7 protein-coding genes are annotated in these 9,127 nt (G+C 69.8%); 5 read left to right on the top strand and 2 right to left on the bottom strand.

Annotated elements, in window-relative coordinates:
- The first annotated feature begins 511 nt into the window (after nt 1-511).
- From QH470_RS14805 to QH470_RS14790, 4 genes are all read left to right on the top strand, one after another.
- Nucleotides 512-2,128, top strand: coding sequence for an LCP family protein (locus QH470_RS14805; protein ID WP_425302668.1), 1,617 nt, complete (start codon nt 512-514; stop codon nt 2,126-2,128).
- A 27-nt stretch (nt 2,129-2,155) separates the two neighbouring features.
- Nucleotides 2,156-2,809 (top strand): transcriptional repressor LexA, encoded by a 654-nt coding sequence (gene lexA / locus QH470_RS14800; protein ID WP_280272929.1) that lies wholly within the window; start codon nt 2,156-2,158, stop codon nt 2,807-2,809.
- 137 nt (nt 2,810-2,946) lie between these two features.
- A complete protein-coding gene (ligD, locus tag QH470_RS14795) occupies nt 2,947-3,888 on the top strand; it encodes a non-homologous end-joining DNA ligase (RefSeq protein WP_280272928.1) in 942 nt (313 codons plus the stop codon).
- A 169-nt stretch (nt 3,889-4,057) separates the two neighbouring features.
- Nucleotides 4,058-5,083 carry an alpha/beta hydrolase gene (locus QH470_RS14790; RefSeq protein ID WP_280272930.1) on the top strand — a complete coding sequence of 342 codons (1,026 nt, stop codon included), beginning with the start codon at nt 4,058-4,060 and terminating at the stop codon, nt 5,081-5,083.
- A 302-nt stretch (nt 5,084-5,385) separates the two neighbouring features.
- Here QH470_RS14790 and QH470_RS14785 read toward each other — a convergent pair whose 3' ends face one another.
- Entirely contained in the window at nt 5,386-6,726 is a 1,341-nt protein-coding gene (locus tag QH470_RS14785) for a family 1 glycosylhydrolase (protein WP_280272927.1), read from the bottom strand.
- Nucleotides 6,727-6,781: 55 nt separating this feature from the next.
- A complete protein-coding gene (locus tag QH470_RS14780; protein ID WP_280272926.1) occupies nt 6,782-7,651 on the bottom strand; it encodes a bile acid:sodium symporter family protein in 870 nt (289 codons plus the stop codon).
- A gap of 1,013 nt (nt 7,652-8,664) precedes the next feature.
- Between QH470_RS14780 and QH470_RS14775 the strand changes: the two genes are divergently transcribed.
- The gene (locus QH470_RS14775) at nt 8,665-9,078 is read left to right on the top strand and encodes a helix-turn-helix domain-containing protein (RefSeq protein WP_280272925.1); all 414 of its coding nucleotides are present in this window, start codon (nt 8,665-8,667) and stop codon (nt 9,076-9,078) included.
- The last annotated feature ends 49 nt before the right edge of the window (nt 9,079-9,127 follow it).

The following is a 9,127-nucleotide window of genomic DNA, read 5'->3' as shown; positions in this document are numbered from 1 at the left end:
CGGGGGCCCGCCCCCCTCCCCCCGGCGCCCGGCGCGGCGCGGCCGCGACGCCTCCACGCCGCCCCGCCGGGAGCCGCGCGGCGAGGGCCCCGTGCCGGAGCCTCGAAGCGCCGCAACGGATTCGGCGTTCGGCTCCGCCGCGAACGAGCGGTCGCGCCGCACACCCACCGGCGAACCGGGCCGGGCCGGACGCGGTGCGGGAGCCGATGATTCGGGTGGCCGAGCGGGTACGGACCCAGTGCAGCGGCCGCGCGGAGCGAGCGGTGCGGCGACCACGGGCGCGAGGCGACGAGTCGGCGGCGCGCGGGACGAGGACGCCGGTGGCTCGGGAACGGGCGCCACGCGGCGGGTAGGCGGCGCGGGGACCGGTGCGACCCGGCGAGCGAGCCGGGGTGGGGAATCCGGTGCGGCGGAAGGGGAGAGCGCCGGTCGGCGGCAGTCCCGGACCGGAGAGGCCGCGGCGGTGGGGGCGGTGCGAGGGAAGCGGCGCACGCAGGCCGAGGCGGTGGATCTGGCGGATCAGCCCACCGAGCAGTACGCGCCCGCCACGCCGAATCGGCATACCCGGCGCGCGCAGCAGCGCCGGCCGGGGAAGGCCGAGCGGGCGGCGCGGATCGCGGGACGGCTGGTGGCCGCCGCGACCGCCGTCGTGGTCGTGTCCGGCACCGGGTTCGCCTACTACACCGAGCGCAGCCTGGACCGGGGCTTCACCCGCTCCAGCGTGATCAGCGCCGAGGACGCGGCCGCCCTCGACGGCGACATGAACATCCTGCTGATCGGACTGGACACCCGCAAGGACCAGAACGGCAACGACCTGCCCAAGGACATCCTCGACCAGCTGCACGCCGGCGACGGCAGCGAGGGCGGCTACAACGCCAATTCCCTGATCCTGGTGCACATTCCGAAGGATCTGAAGAAGGTCACCGCCTTCTCCATCCCGCGCGACGACTACGTCCCCGTCAACGGCATCCCCGGCTACGACCACGCCAAGATCAAGGAGGCCTACGGCCTGAAGAAGGCCTACACCGAGCAGAAGCTGGAAAACCAGGGCGTCAAGGACAAGATCGAACTCGAGCACAAGGGCCGCGAGGCGGGCCGCGAATCCATCGTGCAGACGGTCAAACAGCTCACCGGCGTGCCGATCAACCGGTTCTCCGAGGTGTCACTGGTCGGCTTCTACCACATCGCGAACATCCTCGGCGGCGTGGACGTGTGCCTGAACCAGCCCGTCAACGACGAGTACTACTCCGGCGCCGTATTCCCCGCGGGCCCACAGCATCTCGACGCGGCCAACGCACTGGCCTTCGTGCGCCAGCGCCACGAACTGCAGAACGGCGACCTCGACCGCACCCACCGCCAGCAGGCGTTCCTCACCTCGGTCGCCAAGCAGCTCAAGGACTCCGGCACCCTCACCAACGTCGGCAAACTGCAACAGCTGATCACCGCCGCCCAGGAGGACATCGTGCTGTCCGAGGGCTGGAACCTGCTCGATTTCGCCCAGACGCTGGGCAAGGCGGGCTCGATCCCGATCGAATTCCAGACCCTGCCGGTGAAGGCCTACCAGACCGTCGACGGCCAAGAGGTCAACATCATCGACCCGGCCCTCATCAAGAAGACCGTGCGCGCCGCCTTCGGTGTGCAGGCGCCGCAGCCCACCGAACCCAAGACCACCCCGACGAGCACCGTCGACGTCGTCAACTCCGGCGGCCCCGACGGCATGGCGCGTCAGGTGTCAACGGCCTTGGCGGACAAGGGCTTCCCCCAAGGTCAGGTCGGCAATGCCGCCGCCTACACCGACGGCTCCAGCTCGGTGGTCTACTACGGCGCCGGTGCCGACGCCGACGCCACCCAGGCCGCCGACATGCTCGGCGGCCTCCCGACCGCCCCCTCCAAGAACGTCCAGCCCGGCCACGTGAAGATCGTCGTCGGCGCCGACTTCAGCATGCCCGACGGACTCACCTCCGGCGAAAGCGGCACCGGCACCGGCACATCCAGCAGTACCGGCGCCACCACCTCCGGAAACTCCGGCACCTCGGCCCTGGGCGCGACAACCACCGGCGACCCCGCCCCCGACTCGGGCAAACCGGTCACCACCAGCATCGGCTCCGACATACCCTGCGTGAACTGAGCCCCGCGCGACCTCTACGATCTCCCGGTGACCGGATACGACGATGCGTTCGAGCACCTCGACACCTCGACCCTGCCGCCCCGGCAGCAGCGGATCCTCGCCACCATTCGCGACTGGGTGGTGCGCTACGGGTATCCGCCGAGCACGCGCGAGATCGGGGAAGCGGTGGGGCTGCGGTCCGCCTCGTCGGTGTCCAAGCACCTGAAAGCGCTGGAGGACAGGGGACTTCTGCGGCGCAGCGACAGCATGTCGCGGCCGATCGACGTCCGGCTGTTTCTGCGGTCCGCCGCCCCCGAACGCGATGAGGAGTCGGTGTCGGTGCCTGTCGTCGGTGACATCGCCGCGGGTACGCCGATCCTGGCCGAGGAACACACCGACGACGTCCTCACACTCTCGCGCCAACTCGTCGGGCGCGGCACGGTTTTCGCCCTCCGGGTCCGCGGCGACTCGATGGTCGACGCCGCGATCTGCGACGGCGACATCGTCGTGGTCCGCCGCCAGCAGGAGGCCCACACTGGTGACATCGTCGCCGCCATGATCGACGAGGAGGCCACCGTCAAGGTCTACCGCCGCCGCAACGGCCACACCTACCTCGAACCCCGCAACCCCGCCTACGACGTCATCGACGGCGACCACGCCGTGGTCCTCGGCAAGGTCGTCTCCGTCATGCGCCGCGTCTGACGCCCCGCCGATCCTCCGAACACGCGTCGCGACCGGCGCTCCCGCTCGACCGGATGAACCGGTCGGTATCGTCCCGGTGAGTTGTCTACCAGCGACGTTCGGGTTCGGGAAGGACCGGCGATGGCGGCGAGGCGGGCGTGACCAGACTGCCGCACTACGCGGCGATGCTGGCGACAGCGGGCGTGCTCCCCACCGACGGCCCGCGGTGGAACTACGAGGTGAAATTCGACGGCATCCGGGCCGTCGGCTACGTCGACCGGGAACTGCGGCTGCTCTCGCGCAACGACAAGGACATCACCCCCGCCTGGCCCGAACTGGCCGCGATCGCGCCGGGGGACCCGCCCTTCGTCGTCGACGGTGAGATCGTCGCGTTCGACACCGGCGGCCGGACCTCCTTCGAGGCGCTGCAACCGCGCATGCACCAGCGCAACGCGGGCATGATCCGCGCACTGGCACAGTCGGTCCCGGCCACCTACATGATCTTCGACCTGCTGCACATCGGTGACCGCTCCCTGATCGACCTGCCGTATCGGCAACGCCGCGAACTGCTCGAACAACTCGAACTGCGCGGCCCGAACTGGCAGGTGCCGCCGCGCCTGCACGGCGACCCCGCCCACATCCTCGCCGAATCGAAACGACTCGGGCTCGAGGGCATCGTCTGCAAACGCCTCGACAGCCCCTACCTGCCCGGCCGCCGCAGCGCGCTGTGGACCAAGGTCAAGAACGCCCGCGACCAAGAAGTCGTGATCGTCGGCTGGCGACCCGGCACCGGCCGCCGCGCGGGCCACATCGGCTCGCTGCTGATGGCCGCCCACGACGACACCGGCGCCCTCACCTACATCGGCAACGTCGGCACCGGCTTCACCCGCGCCATGCTCACCGACCTCCAGCAGCGCCTGCGCCCGCTACGCCGGAACACCCCCACCGTCCGCGCCGACGTCCCCGACGCGGTCTGGGTCGAACCCGAACTGGTCGGCGAGGTCTCGTTCACCGAACGGACCAGCGACGGCCGCCTCCGCCACCCCTCCTGGCGCGGCCTGCGCCCCGACAAGACCCCCGCCGAGGTCAACCTGCCCTGACCACCGGCTACTCGCGGCGATGGTTGCGCGACGCACCGCCCGAGTGCGGCGCCGAGGAGTGGCCGGTGGGATACAGTCCGGACGGTACGGAAGTTTCATGATGCGGGTCTAGTCGGCTACGGAGGCGCACGTGGCGGTTGGCAATCGGATCGGAACAGCTGTTGCCGCAATGGTTTTCGCGGCATTGACGACGGCGGTGAGCACGGGACCGGCGACCGCGGACACCGGCGATCCCGTGATCGGCTCCCGCAGCCTGCTCGCGGACCCGCGCTCGGCCGACGGATCCTACATCACCAAGGCGACCGTGCAGGACGACCGCAACATCCGCCTGTACGTGTACTCCGCGGCCATGGACAACACCTTCGCCGTCGACGTGCAGCGACCCGCCGACGCCTCGGTGCCGCGGCCGGTGCTGTACCTGCTCAACGGCGCCGGCGGCGGCGAGGACGCCGCCACCTGGGACCAGCGCGCGCCCGACGCGCTGCGCTTCCTCGCCGACAAGGACGTGAACGTGGTGCAGCCGATCGGCGGCGCCTGGAGCTACTACACCGATTGGCGCGCACCGGATCCCGTGCTGGGCGTCAACAAGTGGAAGACCTTCTTCACCGAGGAACTGCCGCCGCTGATCGACGGGGCGCTGGGCACCAACGGGCTCAACGCCATCGCCGGACTGTCCACCTCGGGCACCTCGGTGCTGCAGCTGCCCATCGCCAAGCCGGGCCTGTACAAGTCGGTGGCCGCCTACAGCGGGTGCGCGCAGATCTCCGACCCCACCGGCTACACCTTCGTGAACCTCGCGGTGAACGTGTGGGGCGGCGGCAACACCGACAACATGTACGGCCCGCAGAACGACCCGATGTGGGCCGACAACGACCCGTACGTGCACGCCGACCAGCTGCGCGGGCTGAACCTGTTCGTCTCCAGCGGTTCCGGGCTGCCCGGTCAATGGGACGGCATCGACGGACCGTACACCCTGCCCGGCGTCGGCGGCTGGGCCAACCAGCTCATCGTCGGCGGTGTCATCGAGGCCGCGGTCAACTACTGCAGCCACAACCTGCAGACCAAACTCGACGCCCTCGGCATCCCCGCCACCTACGACTTCCCGCCCACCGGCACCCATTCGTGGGGTTACTGGCACGACGCGCTGATCAAGTCGTGGCCGGTTCTCGCCAAGGGCCTGGAACTGCCCGCCTGACCCGGCCTACACGGACACGATCAGCACCGAGACGGCGAAATCAGCCACCTCGAGTTCGTCTGTGACCGCTGCGGCCGGGTCGCCCGGTGCGGGTGGGCGTCCGCAGCGCCATATCCGTCGCGCCGTGTACGTCGTCTGCTCGGTATTTCGGTGCTGCGCCCGCCTTCTGCTCGGGATCCCAGTCGGTATCCCGGTGTAGCACGGGCCTTCTCGATCTACATACGGGTCGACTTCCGGCTACATACGGGTCTACTTCCGGACGCGCTCGACCTCAATTACGCGGCGAGTGCGCGAATGCGGGATCAGGGGGCGGGGGATTCGGGGGAGACGGTGACCGGCTCGTCGCAGCTGGCAGGCGGGTCCACCTGGGAGCATTCGACCGGGGCGCGGGTGGGGCGGTAGTCCGCCGGGACGCCGCCGGTGCGGGTGAGGGTGGCGTAGGCCTCGACGGCGTCGGTGGGGTGGCGGGTCAGCTTCGGGTCCTGTTCGGCGTCGACGGTGTAGAGGCCGAAACGTGGTGCGTAGCTGCCCCATTCGTAGTTGTCGGTGAGGCTCCAGTAGTTGTAGCCGCGCACGTCGATACCGTCGGCCTTGGCGCGCTGCAACCAGTAGACGGTGTCGCGCAGATGGTCGACGCGGGTGTAACCGTCGGGGCGCGGCTGCCCGTTCTCGGTCGGCATGCCGCCCTCCACGACGTAGAGGGGTTTGCCGGGAAAGAGCCGGGCGTAGTGCCGCAGCGCGTAATAGATGCCCTCGGTTTGCAGGGGGAGTTCCCACATGGCGGGTGTGCCCGCCGATGTTTCGCCGGCGGCGCTGTGGTCGTCGGGCCCGAAGTAGTAGTCGACGCCGAGGAAGTCGAGCTTGTCGGCGACCAGGTCGACGAAGGGCTGATTGACTTCGGTCTCCATCCCGGGCACGTATCCGAGGTTGCTGGTGACCTGGGCGTCGGGCTGGTTGTGGTGGATGGTGTCGTAGATCTCGTTGTGCGCCTGGGCGAGTCGCTCCCGCATCAGCGGTTCCTCGCCGGGCCCCAGCGCGCCGATGCGCAGCTCGGTACCGATGTAGGCGGCCGGTTCGTTGATCGTCACCCAGATCGGTTTCCGAGAGGCGAAGCGGTTCACCACTTTCCGGGCATTGGTCAGCCAGTCCTCGACCATGCCGGGGTTGCGCCAGCCGCCGCGGTCGGCCGCCCAGCCCGGGTACACCCAGTGATCGAGGGTGATCATCGGGGTCATGCCGTAGGCGATGATCTTGTCGACCATCCGGTCGTAGACCTGGAAGGCGCGCTCGTCCCAGCCGCCCGGGGTCGGTTGCACCCGTGCCCACTCCACGCTCATCCGGAACACCTTCACCCCGAGCCGGGCCGCGTGGTCGATGTCGTCGGTGTAGAAGTCGAGGAACCGCACCGAGTCGCGGTAGTCGTCGACCGCGCCGGAGTCGATGAAGCGGCTCCAATTGCTGTCGGGCACAGCACCTTCGGACTGGAAACCGGAAGCGGCCACGCCCCAGAGGAAGTCGTCGCCGAGCGGTGGCAGCGCACTCGCCTGCGCGGCCGGGGCGATCCACGTCAGACCGGGCACGAGCAGGGCCGCGACGGCGGCGGCAGACGCCGCCAAGGCGTGGCGGCGATTCGACTGTCGCATTCGAGCAATCGTAGCTGGACGATTGCTGTAATCGCCGGTGGTGGTCGGCGTGTCGTCACGCGGGGACGGCCGCCCGGCGGGTGCGGCGGGCGAACAGGGCAGCGGCCACTCCGGCGGGCAGGTTCATCAGCACTCCGTAGACGGCCGCGGGCACCGCCATGGCGGAATCGTGCAGGACCGAGGTCGCCACGGCGATGGCGAGCGCGCCGTTGTGGATGCCGATCTCCATCGCCGCCGCCACGGCCTGATCGGAGTCGACGCCGAACAGCCGCGACGCGTAATAGCCGACGAGAATGCCGATACTCGCCAGCAGCAGGCACACCGCGGCCAGCGCGCCCACGTTGTCGGTGAGGGTGTCGAAGTCGCGCGCCACCGCGGCGAGCACCACCAGCGCCAGCACCACGACCGACAGCACCTTGACGCTGCCGCGCCGGCGGCGCGACCACTCGGGGAAGCGGTGATGCACCCACATCCCGAGCGCCACGGGGATCAGCACGATCGCGAACACCTGGGCGAACTTGTCCGGCCGCAGCCCGATACCCGCGTCACCGTCGAGGAACAGCGCGTAGGACAACCCGACCACCAGCGGCAGCGTGAACACCGCCAACACCGAATTGACGGCGGTGAGGGTGATGTTGAGCGCCACGTTCCCGCCCGCGATGTGGCTGAACAGGTTGGCCGACGGCCCACCCGGCGACGCCGCCAGCAGCAGCATCCCCGCCGCCACCGCCCCGTCCAGCCCGAACAGGTAGATCAGGCCTACGCACACCGCGGGCAGCACCACCATCTGGCATACGAGCGCCACCGCGGCCGCCTTCGGATAGCGCAGCACCCGAGCGAAATCCGCCGCGGTCAGGGTGAGCCCGAGCCCGAACATCACCAGCGCCAACGCCAACGGCAGGAACACCGCGAACAACGAACCCACTGCCAACTCCTCGCCTACCCACATTTCCCGCCGCGTCGGCTCCCGACCCTAGTAACCCCAAGCCCCTGCAAGCGAGCCCGAACCCTCACGGGTGGCGAACATCTCGACACCGCACGCCGTCGCCCACCCGACGAGCCGAACGGGCCTGGACTATCCCGCCGTCGCGACCTGAACCAGGCTGGACAACTCCCCACACCGGCCACCGCCCCCACCGCCCACGACGGTCCGCCGACCACCGCGGACTATCGCCTCCCCGCCCTGGACCCGAACCGGGGCTGGACGATTCCGCCACCGCGGGTCTAAGCCAGGCCGGGCGACCCCACTACCACGGATCTGAACCGGACCGGATGGCTCCACTGCCACGGGCGTGAAACCGGGCCGGGTGACTCCACTCCCACGGGCCTGAATGGGGCTGGATAACCCTCACCGCCGTGGATCTGAACGGGGCTGGACGACGCCACCGCCGCGAGTCTGAGCCAGGCGGACGGACTCTACTGCCACGGGCCGCCTGAACCGGTCCAGACGACGCCCCCGCCGTGGATTGAACCGGGCTGGGCGATTCCGCCACAGCCGGACTGAACTGGGCTGGAGGACCCCACTGCCACGGGGCTGAACTGGGCCCGGACGACCCCGCTGCCGTGGAACTGCCGTGGATCTGAACTAGAGCTGGGCTGTCTCACCGCCGTGGGCCTGAACTGGGCCGGGCGATCCACCGCTGTGGATCTGAACTGGGCTGGGACTATCCCCACCGCCGTGGGCCTGGATGGGCTGGACTATCCCGCCGCTGTGCGTACGCGGATGACGATATGGGTGAAATTGTCGGCGCCCGCTTCGCCAAAGCCACGGCGTTTCTCCTGGGGCGCAAGACATATGAGATCTTCACCGGTCACTGATCTGGAGCAGGTTGGACGGCCCGCCTCCGTGGGTGCCCGGCGGAGAGCCGGGGTGGTGTGTCCGGATCTGTGGGCTTCGTGTCATTGCGGACACCATGCGGCCGGGGACAGACTCGGGGCATGGGATCGGACCGTGGGGACGTGGTGGTGGCGCTGGCCGAGGGGGCGTTGCTGCTCGACATCGCCGGACCGGTGCAGGTGCTGCACTGGGCGGGGCGGCGGGTACGGTTCGCCTCACCCGACGGGGAGACGGTGCGCACGGATGTCGCTCTGACGGTGGGCGTGAACGGTGCGATGGACGAATTCGCCGGGAGTGTCGACACTCTCGTCGTGCCGGGATACCCGGTCGCGGGGGCGCGGCCGCCCCGCCAGGTGCCCCCGGGGGGGGCCCGGGGTTCGCGGGTGTGCCTGGTATCGAGCTGCGGGGTGCCCGCGGCGCCCTGTCGCAGCAGCCGGGTCGGTGACCCGCCGAGCAGGAGCCGACCGTCCGCGAAGCGCCGGACACCGGGATCCAGCCGCACCCTCATGGCATGAATCCCCCGTCGGCATGAACGACACTGCCTGTGACACAGGCGGATTCGGG

Source organism: Nocardia wallacei (genome assembly GCF_029868745.1).
Lineage (GTDB): Bacteria > Actinomycetota > Actinomycetes > Mycobacteriales > Mycobacteriaceae > Nocardia > Nocardia wallacei_B.
This window is presented reverse-complemented; position numbering and strand designations above follow the sequence as displayed.